The sequence below is a fragment of the Sphingobium scionense genome (assembly GCF_014197035.1).
GTDB lineage: Bacteria > Pseudomonadota > Alphaproteobacteria > Sphingomonadales > Sphingomonadaceae > Sphingobium > Sphingobium scionense.
This window is the reverse complement of record NZ_JACIEU010000011.1, coordinates 18430-38714: the sequence shown is the minus strand read 5'-3', so window position 1 is coordinate 38714 and position 20285 is coordinate 18430. Positions and strand designations below refer to the sequence as shown.

Here is a 20285-nt window from a genome sequence, read left to right as displayed (position 1 = left end):
ATCTGCACCGCGAAATGGCGGAAGAGATCATGCAGATCGGGGAGGAGATCGGACCGCAGATCGACGCCCTGATGCGCGAGGCGTTTGATCGCGCGATGCAGGTCGCCGATCTGGGGGATGAACGGCATCATGACGCGCTTTCGCTCAGCTTCCAGCTATGCGCGGTCATGGTTGCGAAGGCGACGATCCTCCTCGGCGATCGCTACCCGCTCGCGGATCCTCAGCGCGTGTGGACGACCGCCATGACCGACCTGCAACTGCGCACGCAACTTGCCATGCAGCAGATGCAGGAAGGGCGCTTCCGTGCCGGGGGCGCAGTTCAGTGAAGGATCGCAGGATGACAGTCCCCGCACCCATTGCCGAGGATATCTCTCGGCGTCTCAACCAGATCGCATCGCATTTTTCCGGCACGCCAAAGATCACGCTGCTCGTCCGCAACGACCTTGGCCCTGAAAAGGATGGCGACCTCGTCATGACGAATGACGAACTCCCGATCGCAATTGCAGCGCTTGAGATGCGTCATGCGAAGGATGTGGGGAAACGGTCATGAGCAGTTTCTTCGACATGATCCTCGCCGTCGTTCTCGCGCGTCTCCCGCGCCCGACCGAAGACTGGCAAGTCGGGGACCTCGCGATTTGCATCGGGACGGAGCATTTCGCGGGGGATCCTGCCGACCCCAAGCCGGAGGACATGTTGCGTGTGAAGCATGTCTGTACTGTCGGGCTATTTCTGCACTTCGACGGCAAGCCGGACAATAAGCACTGGATCGCCGCGAATTTCCGCAAGGTGAAGCCGGACAGGGAGCCTGCCGCCGATGAGGAATGGGTGGAGCAGCTTCAGCGCTTCCGCAGGAAAGAAGTCGCATGAGCCTGGATTATATCCGCCAGGCTTACCGCGTCCCCGCCTATCCGCGGCGGCGCATCCGGTATACCGGCGGCCATAAGCCTTGCCTCGGTACGATCGAGGGAGCCAGCAGCGCGCACCTTCTTGTCCGGCTCGACGGCATGCCGGATGCGCTGCCTTATCATCCCACCTGGGAAATCGAGTATCTCGATCCGGCAGCGGCGGAGGGCGGTCATGCCCTGTGAAGTGGTACCGATGCCGTCCGGAGGGGCCGCGATCATCTGCTCGACCGGTCCCCGCAAGCGCTGCGCCTGCGGAAAACCGGCGCCGTTCCTCTGTGACTGGAAGGTGCCGGCGCGCCGCAGCGGCACCTGCGACGCGCCGCTCTGCGCGACCTGCGCGACGTCACCAGCTGAGGAAAAGCACCTCTGCCTCGCCCATGCGCAGGCCTATAAGCAATGGAAGGCCGCCCGCGCATGAGCGTCGATATCGCCCCCGGCTATCCGCTGGACTGGCCGACGGCTCGGCCGCGCACCGCTAAGCCGAAGCCCGCCCTGTTCCGGCATGATGGCCGTTCGCTCACGCTGACGACCGCCAAGCGCCGGCTGAGCGAGCAATTGACCGCCATGACAAGGAGCGGTCAGAAGTGGCGCACCACCGACATCATCCTGACCTGCAACATTCGCTACACCGCGTCCGGCGCGCGCGATCAGAAGCTGAGCCGGCGGGATCCCGACGATGCCGGCGTCGCCCTTTACTTCGATTTGGACGGGCGCCCCCATGTGCTTGCCTGCGATCGTTGGGACACGGTCCAGGATAATATCGCGGCGATCGCCGCGCACATTGAGGCGCTGCGCGGGCAGGAGCGCTGGGGCGTCGCCGATCTGCAGCAGGCGTTTGCTGGCCACATGGCTCTGCCTCGTCCGTCTCCCTGGTGGGAAATCCTGCAGGTCGCGCGCGATGCGACCCTCGCTGAGATCGGCGCTGCCTATCGCGCCCCCGCCAAGTCCGCCCACCCCAATGCCGGCGGCGATCGCGCCGCGTGGGATAGGCTTTCCGCTGCATTTGAAGAGGCCAAAAAGGCCAGGGCCACCCATCCATGAACGTAAGGAGTTTGTCATGGGACAACATCAACGGCTCGATCCGGCAGTCGCCCGAGTCATCGAAACGCTCGCCGATCTCATGGCCGAGCGCGATTTCCACGGCCGCAGTGCGCGCCTGACAGATGCGCACCATCCTCTACGCCCGCTATTCGAGCGACCTGCAGAACGCCCTTTCGACCGCTGATCAGCTTGCCGGGCTGAAGGAGCGCGTCGAACGGGAGGGCTGGACCGTTGTCGGCAGCTTTCACGACGATGAAATCAGCGGCCGTGCCGGCATCGGCGAGATGCAGCGGCCGGGGCTCAATGCCATGCTCGCGCGCGTCGAACTGGGCGATGTCGATCAGGTGCTGGCCGAAGCCACCGACCGGATCGCGCGCCACAGCGGCGACGCGCATGCGGTCCGGGAGCATCTCGAACATTTTGGCGCCCGGCTCTTCACGCTGGCGGACGGACATGTCGACGAAATCACGGGGACCATCAAGGGGCTGATGGATTCCCGCTTCCTGAAGGATCTCGCTGATCGTGTCCGGCGCGGACAACGCGGCCAGCATAGTCGGGGCTTCAACGCTGGCGGCCGGGCCTATGGCTATCGCGTCGTCAAGCCGATCGGCCCGGACGGTGAAGTGGTCCGCGGAATCCTGGAGATCAACGAAGAGGAAGCCGCCGTCATTCGTCGGATCTTCGACGAGGTTATCGAGGGGCGATCGGCCTATGCCATTGTGCGCCAACTCAATGCCGAGGGCATTGCAGCGCCGGCCGGGGGCAAGTGGCGGATCGGCACCATCCATGGCGATCGCGCCCGCGCCAATGGCATCCTGCGCAACAATCTCTATCGCGGCATCATGGTCTACAACCGGACCAAACGCGTCTACCATCCCAAGACCCGCCGACGCCTGGTGCGGACCAATCCTCCCGAGCAATGGTATATGGTTGATGTCCCGCACCTGCGGATTGTCAGCGATGCTCAATGGGTGGCGATCGAAGCGCAATATGCGGCGTTTGATGGGACCAAGCTGGAAAAGAGGCGGCGTCCCAAACGCCTGCTCTCGAAGCTGGGGCGCTGCTCTGTATGCGGCGGCGCCTGGACGATCGTCAGCCCCGATAAATGGGGTTGCTCGGAGCGTAAGACGCGCGACGGCTGCAGCAACACCCGTACCATCTCGAACCGCAAATATGAGGCGAGGGTTCTGGGCGATCTCAAGCAGATCCTGCTCGATACCGATGCCGTCGCGCTGTTTATCGATCGCTACAATGCCGGCATTCGGAAACGTCAAGCAGAGGCGATCGCTGCTCGTGATCCGCTAGAGCGCAAGCTGATCGAGGCGCGCGGACGTGTCTCGCGCCTCGTCGATGCCATCGCCGACGGTGCCGGCGAATTCCAGGAAGTGAAGGATCGACTGCGCAAGGCTCGCGCCGAGCTAGCCGAACTGGAGCGCAAGCTGGGCGACTTGATCACCCCGCCACCCATTACCGTTTCTCAGGATCTTGGCGACCGCTATCGCGAATATGTCGACCATCTGGATACCGCATTGGCGGCCGATGGCATGGCACGCGAGCGCGCTGTCGCTGCGATCCGATCCCTGATCGATGTCATCATCCTCAGCCCGGCGGCTGAGGGGCGTGGCGTGGATGTCCGCGTAGAGGGCCGCATGGCCGAGATCATCAACCTGGCAAAGCAGGAAGAAAGGTATGCTAACGTCGGTGCCGGCTGAGGGGATCGAACCCCCGACCTTCGGTTTACAAAACCGCTGCACTACCGCTGTGCTAAGCCGGCACACCTGACGGGTCGGACGCCCTTACTATCAGATCACGCCGAACGTCCAGCCCTCAGTGCGCGCAATTTCGTCGGACATGGCTGCTGCTGCCCAAAGTGCCGGATTTTCGCCCATCGCGCGCATCCAGGCCGCAGTCAGCAGGGCGTCGGTCTGATGGTCGGCGATGATCGGACCGGCGTAGGGAGCGGTCGAGAACGTCGTCAACGCGTCATTCAGGGCGGTCAGATCGCGCATCTTGGTTCGCCCCTTGGGCCGCCCGGCTGCGCGCGCAGCGATACTGGTGTAGATTTCGACGATCAATGATCCTGTGTCGGGCCTTAGATCGAAGGGCCAGACCGGCACATGCGGGCGGACCTGATGGAGCAGACGCATGCCGGCAAAGCTGGCCTTGGCCACCTGCGCGGCGCCGATCGCGTCATAGATGGTCGAGGGCTTGCCGCCGCCGGCGGCGTTATAATGGGCTTCGCAAGCCCGATTGTGCAGGAAGGCGGCCTTTATTCCATCGGCCTTGCCGAAATAGAAATGGCGACGATGGGTGGTTTCCAGCAGACTGGCTGCGCCCAGGTCGGGGTCGTCGCAGACCGCATCGACATAAGCCCAGAAGGCAGGGGCTTCCGTCGGCGTCGGATCGCCCGGCAGATAGGCGCCGCGCGCCACGAAGGGCGGAGCGAAACTGAAGTCGAAGCCGAACAGGGTCGGCGCTTCCCGCGCGGCGGCGATCAGCCAGTCGGCGACGGCCCGACGTGACCAGATTCCGCCCGGCGCCTCGACCAGTTCCGGCGCGTCCCGACCGGTGCCGCAGATCGCGACCGCTATCCCCTTGTGCCGCGTGCCCTTGGCGCCCGACCAGTCGATCGCCGCGAAGCGCGCGAAACGCGGCGTCACGCCGCGCCGCGCTCGGCGCGCAGCTTGTTCCAATAGGCGATACGTTCAGCGATCCGCGCCTCGAACCCGCGCTCCGTCGGGGTGTAGAAAGTCTGCGGGCTCATTTCCTCGGGCCAGTAATTGGCGCCGGAAAATCCGCCCTCGGCATCATGGTCATATTGGTAATTCTTGCCATAGCCGACCTGCTTCATCAGCTTGGTGGGCGCATTGACGATATTCATCGGCGGCATCAGCGACCCGGTTTCGCGCGCGGTACGGAAGGCCGTCTTCATCGCCATATAGCCGGCGTTCGACTTGGGCGCTGTGGCGCAATAGATGCAGGCCTGAACGATCGCCAGTTCGCCTTCTGGCGAGCCGAGAAACTCATAGGCGTCCTTGGCGGCGAGGCACTGCACCACCGCCTGCGGGTCGGCGAGGCCGATATCCTCGGTCGCGAAGCGGACGAGCCGGCGCAGCACATAGAGCGGCTCCTCGCCAGCGGTCAGCATCCGCGCCATATAATAAAGCGCGGCCTGGGGATCGGAGCCGCGCAGCGATTTGTGGAGGGCGGAGATGAGGTTGTAATGGCCCTCGCGATCCTTGTCATAGACCGCGACGCGGCGATGGAGCAGGGCGGAGAGGCCGGCCGGATCGAGCGGCGTGGGAATGTCGATAGAATAGAGCGTCTCGACCTGGTTGAGCAGGAAGCGACCGTCGCCGTCTGCGCTGGCCAGCAGCGCTTCGCGCGCGGCGGCATCGAGCGGTAGCGGCCGGCCGATCAGTGCTTCGGCCCGGTCCAGCAATTGTTCAAGCGCGGCGGTGTCGAGCCGGCGCAGGATCAGCACCTGTGCGCGGGACAAGAGCGCGGCGTTCAGTTCGAAACTGGGATTTTCCGTCGTGGCGCCGACCAGCGTGACCGTGCCGTCCTCGACGAAGGGCAGGAAGCTGTCCTGCTGGGCACGGTTGAAGCGGTGGATTTCGTCCACGAACAACAGGGTCTTTTCGCCGCGCCGGCCATGCTCCTTTGCGGCGGCGAACACCTTCTTGAGATCGGCGACGCCGGAAAAGACGGCGGAGATCGGCTCGAACCGCATGCCGACGGCATCGGCCAGCAGCCGCGATATCGTCGTCTTGCCGGTGCCGGGTGGTCCCCAGAAGAGGATCGACGAGAGGCGGCCGGCCGCCACCATTCGGCCGATCGCGCCGTCAGGCCCGGTCAGATGTTCCTGGCCGACGACATCGGCCAGGACCGCCGGACGCAATCGATCGGCGAGGGGGGCATGGTCGGCACCGGCCGGAAGAACATCATCGGAAGAGAAAAGATCAGCCATCGTCCCTGATATAGGCAAGCGGGGCCGATCAGGGAACAGGGCTGGAACGGATCTTGGCGCCTTGGGTGCGTTGGCGGATGATCCGCAAATAGGTGTCGACCAGTGCCTGGTTGACCCGGTCCCAGCCGAAATGTTCGGCCTGGGCTTCGGCGGCCGCACCTGCGCTGGCACGGGCGGCGGCGTCGGTGCAGTAGATTTGCAGGGCATCGGCGAACTTGCCGATCGCGCCGGGGCGGATCAGCCGGCCCGTTATGCCTTCCTGCACCAGGTTTTCGCTGCCGGTGGCGCGGGCGGCGACGGTCGGCAGGCGGCAGGCCATCGCTTCCAGCGTCACATTGCCAAAGGTCTCGGTGACCGACGGGTTGAACAGCATGTCCATGCTGGCGACCGCGCGGCCCAGGTTGGCGCCGCCCTGGAAGCCGGTGAAGACGGCGTCGGGCAAGCGATTCTGGAACCATTCGCGCGCCGGGCCTTCGCCGACCACCAGCACCTTGTGCGGCACCTTGCGGGCGGTCAGTTGGTCGATCGTGTCGGAAAAGACGTCGAGCCCCTTTTCCATCACCTGGCGGCCGATGAAGCCGATCACTGGCACATCGTCGGCAAAGCCGAGCGAACGGCGCCAGTCGAGATCGCGGCGCTGTGGATTGAAGATTTCGCGATCGATGCCCCGGGTCCAGATGCCGACATCATAGCTCATCCGCTGCTCGCGCAGCAGCTGGGCCATGGATTCCGATGGGGCGACAATGGCGTCGCAGCGGCGATAGAAGCGGCGCAAGATGCCCTCGATCGCCGGCTCCAGGAAGGCGAGGCCATAATAGCGCGGATAGGTCTCGAACCGGGTATGGACCGACGCCACCGCAGGCAGATTGCGGTCACGCGCCCAACTCAAGGCCCGATGGCCCAGCGGATCGGGGCTCGACAGGTGGATCATGTTGGGCGCGAATATCTTCAGGTCGCGCCGGGCTGCACGCGACAGGTGCGTAGGGATGCGATACTCCGGGCGGCCGGGCACAGGGATCGACGGCGTGCTGACCAGATCGCCGGTCGGCGGGAAGGCGGGTGTGTCGGTGGTCGGGGCATAGACGCGCACCTGTGCGCCCTGGCGCAGCAGATAGCCTACGAAACGGTTGAGCGCCTGGTTTGCACCGTCGCGCACATAATTATAATTGCCGCTGAACAGCGCGACACGAAGTCCGGTAACATCCATCGCGGCCCCTTAGACCAGACCGGCGAAAAACCCAAGGAACCAGAGCGGGCCTCGGGAATTTTGCTGAAGCTGACCGGGAAAGCCGGCCGGCATGATTGCCCCTGAAGGAGAGGATGTCTGCTGATGGCCGAGAGATTCCGTATGGGAACACGGGTCAAGTGGAATTGGGGGCAGGGTGTCGGCCGGGGACGCATAGCTGAACGGTTCGAGCGGCATGTGGAGCGGATGATCGCCGGCTCGCTGATCCGTCGCAACGGGTCTACCCGCGATCCCGCCTATCTGGTCCAGACCGACAAGGGCGACTTGGTACTCAAGCTTGGGTCAGAACTGAGCGCCGCCTGAGCTACGGGCGGACGGGTCAAGCTGACCGCAACTGGCCATCGTCATCGCGCTGCAACCATGGCATGGAGCAGCATGACCCAGTCTTTCATGACCATCGACGCGTTACTGATCGGCATGCCCCGGCCCTTTCGCGATGACGAACATAGTGCCATCGGCAAGCAGCCGGTCGCCGGCCCGATCCGCATCAACTGGCTGGGCTTCGAGGGCGACGGGGTGGCCGATACCGTCCATCATGGCGGCTGGGACAAGGCGATCCACCTCTATCCGCAGGATCATTATGGCTGGTGGCGCGACAGGAAGCCCGATCATCCGCTGCTCGATGCGCCCGGTGCCTTTGGCGAGAATATCGCGAGCCGGGGCATGACCGAGAGCGACATCTGCCTGGGCGACCGGTTCAGTCTGGGCAGCGCGATGGTGGAGGTGAGCCATGGCCGCCAGCCTTGCTGGAAGCTCGACCATCGTTTCGGTGCCCGCGATGTGATGGCGACGATCGTCAAGACCGCCCGTTGCGGCATCTATTTCCGGGTCGTCAAGGAAGGGGAGGCGGAGGCTGGCACGCAGATGGCGCTGCTCGACCGCCCCTTGCCGGACTGGAGCATCGAGCGGGTCTTTCGCCTGCTGATCGGCGGTGGCCACAAGGCCGATCCCGATGCGGTGCGGGCACTGGCCGAGATGCCGGTTCTGGCGGAGGCCTGGCGTGAACGGGCCCGCAAGCTCGCCGCTTGATCGGCAAGGCTTGGATCGTTTTTTCGACATGTCAAAGAAGCGGTGAAGGCTAGGCCGGCAGAGGCGTTGTAGGACAGCGAAAAATGCGGTCCGGCATCGTCGCGCTGGCGCTCGGCTGACGCGACAGTGGATTTCCTACGAAGTTCACAGTGTCGTCGGGTGATTAGGCCTGTGATGCGCCCGTGACGCATCGATAACGCGCCACTCACGCGTCCGTGACGCGACAGTCAGGCCGAAATCAGGATCACCGCCACGCGCCATCGACGCGACAGTCGGGCGACAGTGAAGCGACGGTATGGAGAGCGAGAGACGGCATGCGGGGAAGCTTTCCATCATCGGAGTAGATCAGCCTGACCCGAATAGGAAAGGTCGGCTCTGTTGAGCCCATGATTAGGAATGGCGCCTTGCGAGCTGAAGCGGACCTAACCTTCATCGTCACCCTGAACTTGTTTCAGGGTCCATTCCTCCCAACAGTCGATGCTTTGTGGGGCTTGGTGGATGCTGAAACAAGTTCAGCATGACGTTGGTGGAATAGGGGGGGGCTTTTTTGCCCTCCCGCTTCGCGTTCAACTCAGCAGGTCGATCGCGTCGCTGTCGAGACCGCCGGGGATGATCATGATCGGGCAGGGCATCTTGCCCGCATCCGATCCGGTGAAGTGGGATACCAGCGCGCCGGGTGGGCCGCTGGCGGCGGCGCCCAGCACCAGGGCGGCAACGTCGTCCATTTCCTCCAGCGTCTTGCGCACGACCGCGACGGGGTCGCCCTGGCGCACGGTGATGCTGGGGCGGATGCCGGATTCGTCGGTCAGCGTGCCGGCCGCACTGGTCACCAGCGCTTCGGCCCGTTGCAGCGCCTCATCCTCCATTGTCGCCTGGACGCCGCCCCACTGGACGAACTCGGATGGCGGGATCAGCGCCAGGATGCGGATCGTGCCGGCCGTCTTGGCGGCGCGGCGGGCCGCGAAGCGCAACGCGGTTTCCGCCTCGGGCGATTCGTCCACGACCACCAGATATGTCCGCATTGTTCGATATCCCCGAGAAACAAAAGTCGGCCTTGCCGGGCCGTCAAAACCACCCCGACGAACCAACGAGGTGAAATGTGGGGCATTATCGCCCCTCGCGCAAGGCGTGGCCTTGACCGTTCCGGCCAAAGGGTGAAAACGGGCACCGAAACGGCGCGTGCCAGATAATCAAGAAGAGGCCCCGAACGCATGAGCAAGACGATCCAGATGCCTGCCCTGTCCCCCACCATGGAAGAAGGGACGCTGGCCAAATGGCTGGTCAAGGAAGGGGACAAGGTGTCGTCCGGCGACCTTCTCGCCGAGATCGAAACCGACAAGGCAACCATGGAGTTCGAGGCCGTCGATGAAGGCATCGTCGCCAAGATCCTGGTGTCGGAAGGCGCCGAGGGCGTGAAGGTCGGCACCGTCATCGCGATCATCGCCGAAGAGGGCGAAGATGTTGCCGAAGCCGCTGCCGGCGGTGGCGCTGCGCCCGCTCCCAAGGCCGATGCGGTGCCGGCCAAGGCCGAAGCCGCCGCACCTGCAGCCAAGGCTGATCCAGTTCCGGCCAAGGCCGACGCAGTCGCGCCTGCCGCCGCCCCGGCGGAAGGTCGCGTGAAGGCGAGTCCGCTCGCCCGTCGCCTGGCCGAAGCCAAGGGTGTCGACCTGGCTGCCGTCGCTGGCTCCGGCCCCAATGGCCGCATCGTGAAGGCCGACCTGGATGGCGCTGCCGCTGCGCCCGCCAAGGCGGCTGCGCCTGCCGCTACCCCGGCTGCTGCTGCACCCGTCGCTGCCCCGGCGCCGATTGCCGCCGCCGCGCAGGATTTCGGCATCCCCAACGAGGTCATCAAGCTCAGCGGCATGCGCAAGACGATCGCGCGCCGCCTGACAGAGTCCAAGCAGCAGGTGCCGCACATCTACCTGACCGTGGACGTGCAGCTCGACAAGCTGCTGAAGCTGCGCGGCGAGCTGAATGCCGGCCTGTCGGGCCGTGGCGTCAAGCTGTCGGTCAACGATCTGTTGATCAAGGCGCTGGGCGTGGCCCTGATGCAGGTGCCCGAGTGCAACGTGCAGTTCGCCGGCGACCAGATGCTGCAGTTCAAGCGCGCCGATATTTCGGTGGCCGTGTCGATCCCCGGTGGCCTGATCACCCCGATCGTCACCGGCGCCGACATCAAGGGCGTGGCCGCCATCTCGAACGAGATGAAGGACCTGGCCGAGCGCGCCAAGGCCGGCAAGCTGCAGCCGAGCGAATATCAGGGTGGCACCGCGTCACTGTCGAACATGGGCATGTTCGGCATCAAGCAGTTCGAAGCGGTCATCAATCCGCCGCAGGGCATGATCATGGCGATCGGCGCGGGCGAAAAGCGGCCCTTCGTGGTCGATGACAGCCTGCAGATCGCGACCGTCATGTCGGCGACCGGCAGCTTCGACCATCGCGCGATCGACGGTGCCGACGGCGCCCGTCTGATGAAGGCATTCCGCGAACTGATCGAAAATCCGCTGGGCATGCTGGCCTGATGGCGAAGATCGACGAGCAGCCGCCGGTCGAAAGCCCGGCGGTGCGCGTCATCGCCATGCCCGCCGATACCAATCCCCACGGGGATATTTTCGGCGGCTGGCTGATGAGCCTGATGGATTCGGCTGCGGGTTCGGTCGCGGCACGCTACAGCCACGGTCGTGCGGTGACGATCGCGGTGGAGGGCATGACCTTCCACCGTCCGGTCATCGTCGGCGACGAGGTATCGGTGTTCGCGACGCTCAAGTCGGTCGGCCGCACATCGATGAAGATCGATGTCGAGGCGTGGCGTCGTGCCCGTCACGACGATCGATCCTATCGCGTGACCCAGGCGACCTTCACCTTCGTGGCGATCGGTGAGGATCGCCAGCCCCGTTCCGTGCCGCCGCTGCCTGCTCAATAAGGGCGCGGCCTGACCAAGATATCGAAATAGCGAGAGAGACCATGGCTGATACCTATGACCTGATCGTCCTCGGCTCCGGCCCGGGCGGCTATGTTGCCGCCATCCGGGCGGCGCAACTGGGCCTCAAGACCGCGATCGTGGAGCGCGAAAATCTGGGCGGCATCTGCCTCAACTGGGGCTGCATTCCGACCAAGGCGCTGCTGCGTTCGGCCGAAATCTTCCATTATATGCAGCACGCCAAGGACTATGGCCTGGCGGCCGAGAAGATCAGCGCCGACATCGAGGCGGTGGTGAAGCGTTCGCGCGGCGTTGCCAAGCAGCTCAATCAGGGCGTCACGCACCTGATGAAGAAGAACAAGATCACCGTCCATATGGGCGATGGCAAGCTGACCGGAAAGGGCAAGCTGACCGTCACCAAGGACGGCAAGAGCGAAGAGCTGACCGCCAAGCATATCATCATCGCGACCGGCGCGCGCGCCCGCGACCTGCCGCAGCTCAAGGCCGACGGCAAGCGCGTGTGGACCTATCGCCACGCCATGACCCCGGCGGAAATGCCGACCAAGCTGCTGGTCATCGGTTCGGGCGCGATCGGTATCGAATTCGCCAGCTTCTACAACGACATGGGCGCCGACGTGACCGTGGTCGAGATGATGGACCGGATCGTCCCCGTAGAGGATGCCGATGTCTCGGCGTTCCTGGAGAAGGCGGTCAAGAAGCAGGGCATGACCATCCTGACCGGCGCCAAGATCGAGAAGATCGCCGCGACCGACAAGGCCGTGACCGCCACCATCAAGGACAAGGCCGGCAAGGACATCACCGCCGAATACAGCCATGTCATCGTGGCGATCGGCATCGTCCCCAATGTCGAGAATATCGGCCTGGAAGATGTCGGCGTCGAGCCCGACCAGCGCTATCATATCAAGACCGACGCCTATGGCCGCACCAATGTCGACGGCATCTGGGCGATCGGCGACGTGACCGCGCCGCCATGGCTGGCCCACAAGGCGAGCCATGAAGCCGTGACCACGGTCGAGGCGATCGCGCAGGCGCTGGGCAACAAGGATGTCCACCCGCATGCGATGGACGTGCGCAACATCCCGGGCTGCACCTATTGCCACCCGCAGATCGCGTCGGTGGGCCTGACCGAAGCCAAGGCCAAGGAAGCGGGCTACGACGTCAAGGTCGGCATGTTCCCCTTCATCGGCAATGGCAAGGCGATCGCGCTGGGCGAGGCCGAGGGTTTCACCAAGACCGTGTTCGACGCCAAGACCGGCGAATTGCTGGGCGCCCACATGATCGGCGCGGAAGTGACCGAGATGATCCAGGGCTATACCATCGGCAAGACGCTGGAGACCACCGAGGCCGAACTGATGCAGACGGTGTTCCCGCACCCGACCATCTCGGAATCGATGCATGAAAGCGTGCTCGCCGCTTATGGGCGTGCGCTCCATATCTGATCGGCAGCTCATGCTGGCAAAGGGCGCGGGGATATTCATCCTCGCGCTTTTTTGCGTGCTGGCGATCGCGCTGGCGCAGCGAAACGGGTTGCTCGACGATCTGAACATCGGCCTGATGGGCTGGGCTGGGCAGGGGCGCGAGACCGCGCTTGGCGGGCATGTGACCATGGTCATGCGGCTAGCTTCGGCGATCGGCGGCACGGCGATCCGCATCATCCTGTCGCTGGTCGTGCTGGGTGCGCTGGCCTTTACCGGGCGGCGTGCGGCGGCCTTGTGGTTTGCCGGGGTGGAGATTGGCGGCACGCTGCTCAACCTGATCCTCAAGCAGATCTTCGCCGCGCCGCGGCCCGACCTGCTGCCGCATCTCGACATCGTCCATAGCTATAGTTTTCCCAGCGGCCATGCGGCGGGGAACATGATGTTCTTCGGCGCGCTGGCGATGCTGGCCGGGCGGCGCTGGGCCTATGGCGCGGGTGGGGCGATGATCGCGCTGATCGGCGCCAGCCGGGTGTGGCTGGGCGTGCATTGGCCAAGTGATGTGTTGGCCGGATGGATCGAGGGGCTGGGCTGGCTTGTGCTGTGCGCGGCCTGGCTACCAGCGCGGCGAGGGCAGCAGTAAGGCGCGGGTGATACTGCCGTGCGGCGGCATGCCGTCGGCGGTGACGAAGCCATGGACCCAGAAACTGTCCCAGGCGCTGAGCATCGCGATGATGAGCAGGGCCAGGCCCGCGCCGGCGCAGAGCAGGCGGGCGCCGCGCAGCGGATTGGCCGGCATCAGTGCCAGCAGCACAAGCGGCAGCAGCGGCAGGAAGTAGCGGCCCTGCGTCCCCTGGACATAATCGGCGCCGAGCGGCGTGCCGGTCAGATACATGGCGGTTTCGATCAGCAGCGCGGTGCCGGCCGCGATCGCCAGCCACCAGAGGCGCTGGCCAAGGCCGAAGCGCGCACCTGATCCGCTCAGCACCGCGCTGCCCAGCATCAGCAGGGCGAGTGGGTAGGCCAGCAGCGGCAGCAGGATCGCGTTCCAGCCGAGGCGGCCGACGATCTGAAGTGCATAGACGGGAGCGCGTTCGACGATGCTGGACGCGAGGACGCGGGCATAGCCGGCCGGATCGGCCAGGATCACGGCCAGTTGCTGCGCCAGCGGCGCGGTCAGCACGCTCTCCCCTGTCTTGCGCGAGGTGATGTGATAGAGCGCCTGGCTGCCGCCATTGGCCTTCATCCAGACAGCGAAGATGACAGCTCCGAGCAGCATCGCGCCAAGGATCAGGGCGTTGCGCGACAGGGTGAAGCGGGTGGGCCAGCGCAGGCCGGCGGCCATCAGCGGCAGATAGACGCCCTTGGCCAGCGCCAGCAGCGGTGCGGTGACGAGTGTGGCGACCGTGCTGGCGGGGGTCGGCGTCATGAAGCCGATCCGTAGCGCCAGAGCGAGGCCGAGAAAGCCGATGCCGTTGATGACCGCATCGGGCGAGAGCGAGCCGATCTGATAGCAGAAGGTCGGTAGCAGCGCGGTGCCGAGCAGCGCCATCCGGCCGAAGGGAATGAGGCATAGCGCAGCGGCAAGGAGGAGCAGCGCGGTCAGTGCATTGGAGATACGGCCGGCATAGAAGGCGCCGATGCGCGGCAGGCCCAGCGCGTCGCCGACCCAAAGGCCGACGGCGCCGGGGGCATAGAGGGTCGGCGCATAGCTGGCGACATTGGGAAATTCGGCAAAGCGCGTGCCAGTGCGGGCGGCGTCGGCGGACCAGGCCCGGTCGATCATGCCCTTGTCATAGCGATGGAGTTGGCCGTCCGGTTCGGTCGGGAAATCGACGGCGTGGAGGCCGACCGCCGCTCGCGGCAGGTCTGCGCCGATCCGGTCGTCCTGGATTTCCGTCACGACATGGCCCTGCGACAGGGCCAGTGCCTTCATATAATGTTGGTTTTCATCCGGCGCCTGAAAGGGCGGAGTCAGGATCACGCAGAACAGCGTCGCGAGGGATATGGCGAGAAACAATATTTGTTCGAGGCGCGGCCATGGCGCGACGACTGTCATGTCGGCATAAGGATTGGTCCTGAAAGAAGATCGCGCGTTCCGCATGCCTGCCGTTCGAATGAGTATTGATACGTCCTAGATATGTCCCGTTAACATTTTGCCATGCGAAAGACGAAGGTCGAAAATATGAACCAGGGCGATAATTTCGGAGCGCATCGGCAATTCTGATGGTCGGGAAAGGACCATTTTTTGCTACGCTCGCAATGACAATACCGGATTTTGACTGCTGGCGACCAGTTGCAGACTGTTTCCCCTCCCGTTTACGGGAGGGGGTGATGGGAGGCATGTGACTCTCATCAAGGGGGCGGGCTGGACGTCGGACAAGCCCACCCCACTGCGACTAACGCGCTGCGCGCGCAAGTCTCGCAGCCCCTCCCGTTTACGGGAGGGGCGTGGCGGGAAACCAACCAACATGGCCACCCAAAAAAAGGCTGCGCTCAGGAGAGCAGGCGCTAACATGCCCAAGGCCCCTGCCTTCAAGCTGTCGATAGTGACGTAGAAGCGGAAAGAGACCCTCAGGCCTCTTCCGCTTCCAGTTCCTGTTCGACCGGCGGGTGGAGCCGCAGGCGGGTGACGCGGCGGCCGTCGCTGGCCAATATTTCCAGTTTCCAGCCGCTCTGTTCATGCGGGAGGATCTCGCCCGGCTCGGGGACGCGACCGGCCAGTACGAAGGCGAGGCCGCCCAGCGTATCGACATCTTCCTCGATCTCGCCCAGGCGCGGGTCGATTTCTTCAGCGACGTCGTCCAGTTCGGCGCGGGCGTCTGCATCCCACATGCCGCCTTCCAGCGGCACCAGCATGGCTTCGGGCGCGTCGTCATGCTCGTCCTCGACCTCGCCGACGATTTCCTCGACCAGATCCTCGAAAGTCAGCAGCCCTTCGGTCCCAGAATATTCGTCGAGCACGATGGCCAGATGGGTGCGCTTGGCACGCATTTCGGCGAGCAGGTCGAGCGCGCCCATGCTTTCGGGCACATAGAGCGGCTGGCGGATCAGCGGCTCCAACGTGTCGGGCACCGGCGCCTTGCCTGCCAGGATTGCGAAGGCATCGCGGATATGGATCATGCCGACGATCGTATCGAGCGTTTCGCGATAGACCGGGATGCGGCTGTGACCGGCCTCGGCGAACAGTTCTGCCAGTTCGGCAAAGCTCGCCTTCTCCTCGATCGCGACGATGTCGGAGCGGGGCACGGCAACATCGTCGACCGTATGTTCTGAAAAATGCAGCAGATTGCGGACCATCTGCCGCTCGATTGCGGACAGGTCGCCCTTGGCAGGCGGGGCCGCGCCCTCTTCCTGCTCATCCTCATCATATTCGTCGAGCGCCTCTTCCAGTTCCTTGCGGAGGCTGGGGGCTTCATTCTCGCCGAACAGGAGCGACTTCAGGCCGCTCCATAAACCGCCCTCGTTACTACTGTCCGCTTCCTTGGAACCGGCGCTATCCTTCGGGCTGCCTTCAGCCATCGTATTTCCTATTTCCCTGTTTCTCTATCCCCGTAGGGATCAGCCAGACCAAGGCTGAGAAGCGTGCGGATTTCCAGCGCTTCCATCGCCTCGGCTTCATTGTCGTCCATATGGTCATATCCAAGCAAATGAAAAGTCCCGTGGACGATCAGATGCGTGGCATGGTCGGCGACCGATATGCCCTTTTCCGCAGCTTCGGCGGTACAGACCCCCTCGGCCAGGACGATATCGCCCAGCAGCACTTCGCCATCGTCGGTATTGGCCGTCACTTCCAGCAAATCTTCCTGCACCATCGGGAAGGACAGGACGTTGGTCGGCTTGTCCTTCTCGCGATAGGCGCGGTTGAGCTGGTGCACCTCGGCGTCGTCGGTCAGCTTGACCGCGACTTCATAGAGGGTGGCATCGGTAGCGAATGCGGCATAGGGACTGTGCGCAATGGCGGCCGAAACCGCCTGTTGCGCGAGAAATTCCCAGTCCGTGCCGGGCCAGCCTTCTTCATGAAGGACAGCGACTTCAATCATATATTTGAGATCCGTTGTGAAGATTTATGCATCCGGCCCCTCATAGGCCTGGACGATGCGGCCGACCACCGGATGGCGGACGACGTCGCCGATGCCGAAGGGGACCATGGCAATGCCCTCGACCCCGTCCAGCCGCGCGACCGCGTCGGCCAGGCCGGAAATGCCGGGCTGCGGCAGATCGACCTGCTTGGGATCGCCGCAGATGACCATGCGGCTGCCTTCGCCAAAGCGGGTCAAGAACATCTTCATCTGGGCGATGGTGGTGTTCTGCGCCTCGTCCAGCACGATGAAGGCGTTGGCCAGGGTGCGGCCGCGCATGAAGGCCAGCGGGGCGATCTCGATCTCGCCGCTGGCGATCCGCCGTTCGACCTGTTCGGCCGGCAGTGTGTCGTGCAACGCATCGTAGATCGGCCGCAGATAGGGATCGACCTTTTCCTTCATGTCGCCGGGCAGAAAGCCGAGCTTCTCGCCCGCTTCGACGGCGGGGCGGGACAGGATCAGGCGGTCGACGCTGCCGGTAATCAGCTGGCTGACCGCCTGGGCGACGGCCAGATAGGTCTTGCCGGTGCCTGCCGGGCCGAGCGCGAAGATGATGTCGTTCCGGGTCAGTGCCTCCATATAGGTGACCTGGGTGGCGGAACGGGGGACGATCGTCTTCTTGCGGGTGCGGATCATCACCTTGGGCGGTTCGGCGACGTCATGCCGGATGATGCCGTCCAGGGTCGGTTCGGCCGACATGGCGATCACGGCTTCCACCGCGCCGCCGTCGATTTCCTGTCCGGCGACGATGCGGTTGTAGAGGCCGGTCATGACGTCGCGGGCGCGGGCGGCGGCTTCGGCCTCGCCCTCGATCTGCAGCTTGTTGCCGCGCGCGGCGATATAGACGCCGAGCCGGTTTTCGATCGCGACCAAATTCTGGTCATATTGGCCGAACAGCGCACCCAGAAGATGCGGCTTTTCGAACGTCACTTCCAGGCGCGCGCGCTCGGCAATGTCGGTGCGGGGATGGTGTGGTTTCTTGCCCATTCAAAAGCCTCCCTGGCTCGTCATGCATCTCGTCAAGGCCGGTCGCGACCGGGTTTCGGGGAGATGGCTTCCCAACGGTGCGGGAATGACGAGGCTTTGGTTCAAGCGGCTTTCCTCCTGCTGATTTCGCCGGCCAGGCTGTTCGGGCCGGCGCTGATGATATCGACATCGACCATATCGCCAATAGCAAATTCGGGCGCGGTGACATGGACGGATTGCAGCCAGGGCGTCTTGCCGATCAGCTGGCCGGGATAGCGGCCCTTGCGTTCGAGCAGGATGCTGGTGGTGCGGCCCACCGTGGCGCTGTTGAAATCGACCTGATGGCGGTTGATCGCGGCCTGCAGCCGGGCCAGCCTTTCGTCCATCACCGCCGCCGGGATCTGATGATCCATGTCCGCCGCCGGGGTGCCGGGGCGGGGGCTGTATTTGAAGGAATAGCATTGCGCGTAGCGCACCTGGTCGACGATCTTGAGAGTATCTTCGAACTCCGCGTCACTCTCGCCGGGGAAGCCGACGATGAAGTCGCCCGACAAGGCGATGTCGGGCCGGGCCTCGCGCACGCGCTCGATGATGCGCAGATAGCTGTCGACCGTGTGGCTGCGGTTCATGGCCTTGAGAATACGGTCATTGCCCGACTGCACCGGCAGATGGAGGAAGGGCATCAGCTTGGGCTCGTCGCCATGGGCGGCGATCAGGCCATCGCTCATGTCGTTGGGATGGCTGGTGGTGTAGCGGATCCGCTCCAGCCCGCCGAGCCGGGCCAGTTCGCGGGCCAGGCCGTCCATGCCCTGCAACCGGCCCCGGTCGTCCTCGCCGGTCCAGGCATTGACGTTCTGGCCGAGCAGGGTGATCTCGCGCACGCCGCCATCGACCAGCGCCTTGGCTTCGTCCAGGATCGCGGTCCAACTGCGGCTGATTTCCGCGCCGCGCGTATAGGGCACGACGCAATAGGTGCAGAATTTGTCGCAGCCTTCCATGATCGTCAGGAAGGCGGTCGGCCGAGCCTGCTTGGTGCGGCCGGGCAGGGCGGCGAATTTGGAATTGGCCGGCATGTCGGTGTCGACAGCCTCCTCGCCGCGCTGCGCCTTGCCGATCAGGTCGGGCAAGCGGTGATAGGCCTGCGGGCCGACGACGATGTCGACATTGCGGGCGCGGCGCTGGATTTCGCCGCCCTCGGCCTGGGCGACGCAGCCGGCGACGGCGATCATCGGGCGAGTGCCATCCTCGCGGGTCAGGCGGCCAATGTCGGAATAGACCTTGTCCACCGCCTTTTCGCGGATGTGGCAGGTGTTGAGAATGACGAGGTCGGCCTCTGCGCCGTCGGCAGCGGCGGTCATGCCGCGCTCGCCCAGCATTTCGGCCATGCGTTCGCCATCATAGACGTTCATCTGGCAGCCGAAGGATTTGACCTGGAAGGTGGCCGGGCCCTTGCCGGCTGTAAGTTCAGGGGCGTCGTTACGATTCATGCCGTCCAGCTATACAGGCGCTTGGCGCGAAGAGGAAGGTGGCAGGTGCGCGGCAATGCTCGCGGCGATCCGCTGGTGCGCGGTGGCGGCCAATATCTTGCGATCGGCGCAACTGGCCGGGTCGAACGGCTCCAGGAACCGGATGGTGACGGGCAGGCGGCCCTTGCGCTCCAGCAGTCGCTTCGCATTGGTGCCGGCCGGTTCGTCGCCATGCCAGGCGATCTGAGCCGTGGCCGCGCCATAGTCGATATGCACCGGCTGGATCATCACCGCGCGGGGCGGCGGCATCAGCACGGCGAGCAGCGAGGGCTTGAAGGGCAGCAGGCCGCTGCCGTCGCTGGTCGTGCCTTCGGGAAAGAGGGCGACCGGCTGATGGCCGGCGAGCGCGGCGCGCAGCGCGTCGAGCTGGCCCGACAGGCTGCCGCGCTTCTCGCGCGAGACGAACAAGGTGTTGTTCTGGGCGGCGAGCCAGCCGATCACCGGCCAGCGGGCGATGCCGTCATGGGCGACGAAAGCGGCGCCGGTCGCATCGGCCAGCGCCAATATGTCGACCCAACTGACATGGTTGGCGATCAGGAACATGTCGCTCTCGACCGGGCGGCCTTCCACCCGGATGCGGGCGCCGACTGCCCGCGCCGCCATCCCCAGGAAACGGCGTGGCCAAGGAGATGGGCGGCGAAACAGGCGCCACAAGAGATGCGGGGGCAGGCAGAATAGCAGGCTGCCGAACAGGGCGGCGATGCGGCCGGCCCGGCGCAGTGGCGCCAAGGCGTCAGTCCTTGCGGTCGAGGGCGACGCCGTAAAGTTCCATGCGATGGTCGACCAGGCGGAAGCCGAGCTTTTCGGCGATCTGCTTCTGCAGCAGTTCCAGTTCGGGATCGACGAACTCGATGACGTTGCCGGTTTCGACGTCGATCAGATGGTCATGATGCGATTCCGGGGCCGCTTCGTAGCGGGCGCGGCCGTCGCCAAAGTCATGCCGTTCCAGAATGCCGGCTTCTTCGAAGAGGCGCACGGTGCGGTACACAGTGGCGATAGAGATGCCCGGATCGATAGCGGCAGCGCGTTTGTGCAGTTCCTCGACATCGGGATGGTCGGTCGCGTCGCTCAGCACCTGGGCGATAACCCGGCGCTGTTCGGTGATGCGCAGGCCCTTTTCGTGGCAGAGGGCTTCGACGTCGATCTTGCGGTTCATGCGGGGGG

At 64.6% G+C, this 20285-nt stretch carries 24 protein-coding genes and 1 tRNA gene; 13 read left to right on the top strand and 12 right to left on the bottom strand.

Going from position 1 to position 20285, the window contains the following annotated elements:
• Window positions 1-14 precede the first annotated feature (14 nt).
• The 7 genes from GGQ90_RS14170 to GGQ90_RS14140 all read left to right on the top strand — a co-directional run bounded on the left by GGQ90_RS14170 (window position 15) and on the right by GGQ90_RS14140 (window position 3658).
• A complete protein-coding gene (locus GGQ90_RS14170) occupies window positions 15-326 on the top strand; it encodes a hypothetical protein (protein WP_223178255.1) in 312 nt (103 codons plus the stop codon).
• The gene (locus GGQ90_RS14165) at window positions 323-550 is read left to right on the top strand and encodes a hypothetical protein (RefSeq protein WP_188082735.1); all 228 of its coding nucleotides are present in this window, start codon (window positions 323-325) and stop codon (window positions 548-550) included. The genes GGQ90_RS14170 and GGQ90_RS14165 overlap by 4 nt, the downstream gene beginning before the upstream one ends.
• Window positions 547-867, top strand: a complete 321-nt coding sequence (locus GGQ90_RS14160) for a hypothetical protein (RefSeq protein WP_188082734.1) — start codon at window positions 547-549, stop codon at window positions 865-867. Before GGQ90_RS14165 ends, GGQ90_RS14160 begins: the two co-directional genes overlap by 4 nt.
• Window positions 864-1088: a hypothetical protein gene (locus GGQ90_RS14155; protein ID WP_188082733.1), complete on the top strand. Its 225-nt coding sequence runs from the start codon at window positions 864-866 to the stop codon at window positions 1086-1088. Before GGQ90_RS14160 ends, GGQ90_RS14155 begins: the two co-directional genes overlap by 4 nt.
• A 10-nt stretch (window positions 1089-1098) precedes the next feature.
• Entirely contained in the window at window positions 1099-1323 is a 225-nt protein-coding gene (locus GGQ90_RS14150; RefSeq protein WP_188082732.1) for a hypothetical protein, read from the top strand.
• Window positions 1320-1946 carry a J domain-containing protein gene (locus GGQ90_RS14145; protein WP_188082731.1) on the top strand — a complete coding sequence of 209 codons (627 nt, stop codon included), beginning with the start codon at window positions 1320-1322 and terminating at the stop codon, window positions 1944-1946. Before GGQ90_RS14150 ends, GGQ90_RS14145 begins: the two co-directional genes overlap by 4 nt.
• 122 nt (window positions 1947-2068) lie before the next feature.
• Entirely contained in the window at window positions 2069-3658 is a 1590-nt protein-coding gene (locus GGQ90_RS14140; RefSeq protein WP_188082730.1) for a recombinase family protein, read from the top strand.
• On the opposite strand, the gene GGQ90_RS14135 is transcribed toward GGQ90_RS14140, so the two are convergent.
• The 4 genes from GGQ90_RS14135 to GGQ90_RS14120 form a co-directional block, all read right to left on the bottom strand.
• A tRNA-Thr gene (locus tag GGQ90_RS14135) sits at window positions 3649-3720 on the bottom strand. The two genes, GGQ90_RS14140 and GGQ90_RS14135, sit on opposite strands and share 10 nt — an antisense overlap.
• 28 nt (window positions 3721-3748) lie before the next feature.
• Complete coding sequence (locus GGQ90_RS14130; protein ID WP_188082729.1) at window positions 3749-4606, bottom strand: hypothetical protein; 858 nt, start codon at window positions 4604-4606, stop codon at window positions 3749-3751.
• A complete protein-coding gene (locus GGQ90_RS14125; protein WP_188082728.1) occupies window positions 4603-5916 on the bottom strand; it encodes a replication-associated recombination protein A in 1314 nt (437 codons plus the stop codon). Before GGQ90_RS14125 ends, GGQ90_RS14130 begins: the two co-directional genes overlap by 4 nt.
• Before the next feature lie 28 nt (window positions 5917-5944).
• Complete coding sequence (locus GGQ90_RS14120; protein ID WP_188082727.1) at window positions 5945-7123, bottom strand: glycosyltransferase family 4 protein; 1179 nt, start codon at window positions 7121-7123, stop codon at window positions 5945-5947.
• A gap of 123 nt (window positions 7124-7246) precedes the next feature.
• On the opposite strand from GGQ90_RS14120, the gene GGQ90_RS14115 reads away from it, so the two are divergent.
• Together GGQ90_RS14115 and GGQ90_RS14110 are read left to right on the top strand one after the other, a co-directional pair.
• Window positions 7247-7465 (top strand): hypervirulence associated TUDOR domain-containing protein, encoded by a 219-nt coding sequence (locus GGQ90_RS14115; protein WP_188082726.1) that lies wholly within the window; start codon window positions 7247-7249, stop codon window positions 7463-7465.
• 72 nt (window positions 7466-7537) lie between these two features.
• Window positions 7538-8191, top strand: a complete 654-nt coding sequence (locus GGQ90_RS14110; RefSeq protein WP_188082725.1) for an MOSC domain-containing protein — start codon at window positions 7538-7540, stop codon at window positions 8189-8191.
• 566 nt (window positions 8192-8757) lie between these two features.
• On the opposite strand, the gene GGQ90_RS14105 is transcribed toward GGQ90_RS14110, so the two are convergent.
• Window positions 8758-9213 carry a universal stress protein gene (locus GGQ90_RS14105; protein ID WP_188082724.1) on the bottom strand — a complete coding sequence of 152 codons (456 nt, stop codon included), beginning with the start codon at window positions 9211-9213 and terminating at the stop codon, window positions 8758-8760.
• 189 nt (window positions 9214-9402) lie between these two features.
• On the opposite strand from GGQ90_RS14105, the gene GGQ90_RS14100 reads away from it, so the two are divergent.
• The 4 genes from GGQ90_RS14100 to GGQ90_RS14085 are packed head-to-tail and all read left to right on the top strand — an operon-like array spanning window position 9403 to window position 13190.
• Window positions 9403-10713: a pyruvate dehydrogenase complex dihydrolipoamide acetyltransferase gene (locus GGQ90_RS14100; RefSeq protein ID WP_188082723.1), complete on the top strand. Its 1311-nt coding sequence runs from the start codon at window positions 9403-9405 to the stop codon at window positions 10711-10713.
• Window positions 10713-11114 (top strand): acyl-CoA thioesterase, encoded by a 402-nt coding sequence (locus tag GGQ90_RS14095; RefSeq protein WP_125998523.1) that lies wholly within the window; start codon window positions 10713-10715, stop codon window positions 11112-11114. The genes GGQ90_RS14100 and GGQ90_RS14095 overlap by 1 nt, the downstream gene beginning before the upstream one ends.
• A 41-nt stretch (window positions 11115-11155) precedes the next feature.
• The gene (lpdA, locus tag GGQ90_RS14090; protein ID WP_188082722.1) at window positions 11156-12571 is read left to right on the top strand and encodes a dihydrolipoyl dehydrogenase; all 1416 of its coding nucleotides are present in this window, start codon (window positions 11156-11158) and stop codon (window positions 12569-12571) included.
• Complete coding sequence (locus GGQ90_RS14085) at window positions 12549-13190, top strand: phosphatase PAP2 family protein (protein ID WP_188082880.1); 642 nt, start codon at window positions 12549-12551, stop codon at window positions 13188-13190. Before lpdA ends, GGQ90_RS14085 begins: the two co-directional genes overlap by 23 nt.
• Here GGQ90_RS14085 and GGQ90_RS14080 read toward each other — a convergent pair.
• From GGQ90_RS14080 to GGQ90_RS14050, 7 genes are all read right to left on the bottom strand, one after another.
• A complete protein-coding gene (locus GGQ90_RS14080) occupies window positions 13164-14606 on the bottom strand; it encodes a DUF2142 domain-containing protein (RefSeq protein ID WP_188082721.1) in 1443 nt (480 codons plus the stop codon). The genes GGQ90_RS14085 and GGQ90_RS14080 overlap by 27 nt on opposite strands.
• A gap of 515 nt (window positions 14607-15121) precedes the next feature.
• Window positions 15122-16069 (bottom strand): hemolysin family protein, encoded by a 948-nt coding sequence (locus GGQ90_RS14075; protein WP_188082720.1) that lies wholly within the window; start codon window positions 16067-16069, stop codon window positions 15122-15124.
• An 8-nt stretch (window positions 16070-16077) separates the two neighbouring features.
• Complete coding sequence (gene ybeY, locus GGQ90_RS14070) at window positions 16078-16590, bottom strand: rRNA maturation RNase YbeY (protein ID WP_188082719.1); 513 nt, start codon at window positions 16588-16590, stop codon at window positions 16078-16080.
• A gap of 24 nt (window positions 16591-16614) precedes the next feature.
• Window positions 16615-17616, bottom strand: coding sequence for a PhoH family protein (locus GGQ90_RS14065; protein ID WP_188082718.1), 1002 nt, complete (start codon window positions 17614-17616; stop codon window positions 16615-16617).
• A 101-nt stretch (window positions 17617-17717) separates the two neighbouring features.
• Window positions 17718-19082, bottom strand: coding sequence for a tRNA (N6-isopentenyl adenosine(37)-C2)-methylthiotransferase MiaB (gene miaB, locus GGQ90_RS14060; RefSeq protein WP_188082717.1), 1365 nt, complete (start codon window positions 19080-19082; stop codon window positions 17718-17720).
• A 9-nt stretch (window positions 19083-19091) separates the two neighbouring features.
• Window positions 19092-19850, bottom strand: a complete 759-nt coding sequence (locus GGQ90_RS14055; RefSeq protein WP_188082716.1) for a lysophospholipid acyltransferase family protein — start codon at window positions 19848-19850, stop codon at window positions 19092-19094.
• Window positions 19851-19854: 4 nt separating this feature from the next.
• Window positions 19855-20277, bottom strand: coding sequence for a Fur family transcriptional regulator (locus GGQ90_RS14050; RefSeq protein ID WP_188082715.1), 423 nt, complete (start codon window positions 20275-20277; stop codon window positions 19855-19857).
• Window positions 20278-20285 lie beyond the last annotated feature (8 nt).

Bases quoted from the DNA above. Each gene is read 5' to 3' on its own strand.
- GGQ90_RS14170 (WP_223178255.1), top strand. From the start codon at position 15: ATGGCGGAAGAGATCATGCAGATCGGGGAGGAGATCGGACCGCAGATC.
- GGQ90_RS14160 (WP_188082734.1), top strand. From the start codon at position 547: ATGAGCAGTTTCTTCGACATGATCCTCGCCGTCGTTCTCGCGCGTCTC.
- GGQ90_RS14155 (WP_188082733.1), top strand. From the start codon at position 864: ATGAGCCTGGATTATATCCGCCAGGCTTACCGCGTCCCCGCCTATCCG.
- GGQ90_RS14150 (WP_188082732.1), top strand. From the start codon at position 1,099: ATGCCGTCCGGAGGGGCCGCGATCATCTGCTCGACCGGTCCCCGCAAG.
- GGQ90_RS14145 (WP_188082731.1), top strand. From the start codon at position 1,320: ATGAGCGTCGATATCGCCCCCGGCTATCCGCTGGACTGGCCGACGGCT.
- GGQ90_RS14140 (WP_188082730.1), top strand. From the start codon at position 2,069: ATGCGCACCATCCTCTACGCCCGCTATTCGAGCGACCTGCAGAACGCC.
- GGQ90_RS14125 (WP_188082728.1), bottom strand. From the start codon at position 5,916: ATGGCTGATCTTTTCTCTTCCGATGATGTTCTTCCGGCCGGTGCCGAC.
- GGQ90_RS14120 (WP_188082727.1), bottom strand. From the start codon at position 7,123: ATGGATGTTACCGGACTTCGTGTCGCGCTGTTCAGCGGCAATTATAAT.
- GGQ90_RS14115 (WP_188082726.1), top strand. From the start codon at position 7,247: ATGGCCGAGAGATTCCGTATGGGAACACGGGTCAAGTGGAATTGGGGG.
- GGQ90_RS14110 (WP_188082725.1), top strand. From the start codon at position 7,538: ATGACCCAGTCTTTCATGACCATCGACGCGTTACTGATCGGCATGCCC.
- GGQ90_RS14105 (WP_188082724.1), bottom strand. From the start codon at position 9,213: ATGCGGACATATCTGGTGGTCGTGGACGAATCGCCCGAGGCGGAAACC.
- GGQ90_RS14100 (WP_188082723.1), top strand. From the start codon at position 9,403: ATGAGCAAGACGATCCAGATGCCTGCCCTGTCCCCCACCATGGAAGAA.
- GGQ90_RS14095 (WP_125998523.1), top strand. From the start codon at position 10,713: ATGGCGAAGATCGACGAGCAGCCGCCGGTCGAAAGCCCGGCGGTGCGC.
- lpdA (WP_188082722.1), top strand. From the start codon at position 11,156: ATGGCTGATACCTATGACCTGATCGTCCTCGGCTCCGGCCCGGGCGGC.
- GGQ90_RS14085 (WP_188082880.1), top strand. From the start codon at position 12,549: ATGGGCGTGCGCTCCATATCTGATCGGCAGCTCATGCTGGCAAAGGGC.
- GGQ90_RS14080 (WP_188082721.1), bottom strand. From the start codon at position 14,606: ATGACAGTCGTCGCGCCATGGCCGCGCCTCGAACAAATATTGTTTCTC.
- GGQ90_RS14075 (WP_188082720.1), bottom strand. From the start codon at position 16,069: ATGGCTGAAGGCAGCCCGAAGGATAGCGCCGGTTCCAAGGAAGCGGAC.
- ybeY (WP_188082719.1), bottom strand. From the start codon at position 16,590: ATGATTGAAGTCGCTGTCCTTCATGAAGAAGGCTGGCCCGGCACGGAC.
- GGQ90_RS14065 (WP_188082718.1), bottom strand. From the start codon at position 17,616: ATGGGCAAGAAACCACACCATCCCCGCACCGACATTGCCGAGCGCGCG.
- miaB (WP_188082717.1), bottom strand. From the start codon at position 19,082: ATGAATCGTAACGACGCCCCTGAACTTACAGCCGGCAAGGGCCCGGCC.
- GGQ90_RS14050 (WP_188082715.1), bottom strand. From the start codon at position 20,277: ATGAACCGCAAGATCGACGTCGAAGCCCTCTGCCACGAAAAGGGCCTG.